We start from the raw sequence: 1,347 nt of genomic DNA on the forward strand, positions 1-1,347 counted from the left end.
GTCCCCAGTCACCAGTCACCAGTCCCCAGTCCCCAGTCCCCAGTCACCAGTCACCTTATCTAACGTACACCAGCTTTGACACCAGTACCGTTTTTCTGTGTAGCATCTTCAGGAAGTTCCACACCAAAAACGCGAGCAAAAGCTTTTTCTACCTTATACCCAGAATCAATAGATTCTAAAGGATCTTTCCGTAGACGGTGACGCAGACATAAAGTAATTACCCGACGAATATCATCAACAGTAACTTCTGTGCGTCCTTCAAAAGCAGTTAAAGCTTTAGCAGCACGGTTAGTAACAATATCACCCCGCAAACCATCCACATCTAACTCTGAACAAACCTCAGAAATTTTCACCCGCAGATCATAATCAAGATTCACCTGGGGTAACAATTCCTGAGCTTTAACAATCTTCTCCTGTAAAGCTTCCTGATCCGCCTTGTGTTGTTCCAAATATCCCACAGGGTTGCGATCAAAATCTCCCCGTTGTTCCACAATTTGCACCCGCAAAGCAGGTTCTTTCACCGTGTGAATTTCCGCGTGCATTCCAAAACGGTCAAGCAACTGGGGACGCAGTTCACCTTCTTCCGGGTTTCCCGAACCCACCAACACAAACCGCGCAGGGTGACGGATAGAAATACCTTCCCGTTCCACAGTGTTCCAACCACTAGCAGCAGAGTCCAGAAGAACATCCACCAAATGGTCATCTAACAGGTTCACCTCATCCACATAGAGAATACCCCTGTTTGCTTTAGCTAAAAGACCCGGTTCAAAAGCCTTCACACCTTCAGACAAAGCCTTTTCAATGTCGATAGTACCGCAAACCCGGTCTTCAGTAGCACCCAATGGTAAATCTACCATTTGCACTTTTTTATGAGCTATGGGAATTTCAGCCCCTTGTGCAGCTAACTGACGGACTTCATCGCTCATCAAGTCCGGGTCATTGGGGTCACTGTTGAAGGGGTCATTGGCAACTACGGGTATCTCTGGCAACAGGTCAGCCAAAGCACGGATAGTTGTAGATTTGCCGGTGCCGCGATCGCCCATGATCATCACACCACCAATTTTAGGATCAATCACATTTAACAGCAGAGCCAGTTTCATTTCTTCCTGGCCGACAATAGCAGTAAACGGAAAGACCGCACGACGCGCACTTGCTGTAGTTTGAGCAGTTGGAGTCACTAAATTACCTTAACAATATTTTTCTTATTACAACTTCCTATTTTGCCACATTTCGGGGCATGGGGCATTGGGTTATTCATCCTCCCAGTCCCCAGTCACCAGTCCCCAGTCACCAGTCCCCAGTCACCAGTCACCAGTCCCCAGTCACCAGTCCCCAGTCACCAGTCAC

Annotated in this window: 1 protein-coding gene; it reads right to left on the reverse strand. The window is 47.7% G+C overall.

Annotated features, from left to right (window positions below; genetic code table 11):
• Positions 1-59: 59 nt before the first annotated feature.
• Positions 60-1,178, reverse strand: coding sequence for a magnesium chelatase ATPase subunit I (bchI, locus tag PN497_RS17345; protein ID WP_096572098.1), 1,119 nt, complete (start codon positions 1,176-1,178; stop codon positions 60-62).
• Positions 1,179-1,347: the final 169 nt, after the last annotated feature.

Origin of the sequence: Sphaerospermopsis kisseleviana CS-549, assembly GCF_028329225.1 — a bacterium.
GTDB lineage: Bacteria > Cyanobacteriota > Cyanobacteriia > Cyanobacteriales > Nostocaceae > Sphaerospermopsis > Sphaerospermopsis kisseleviana.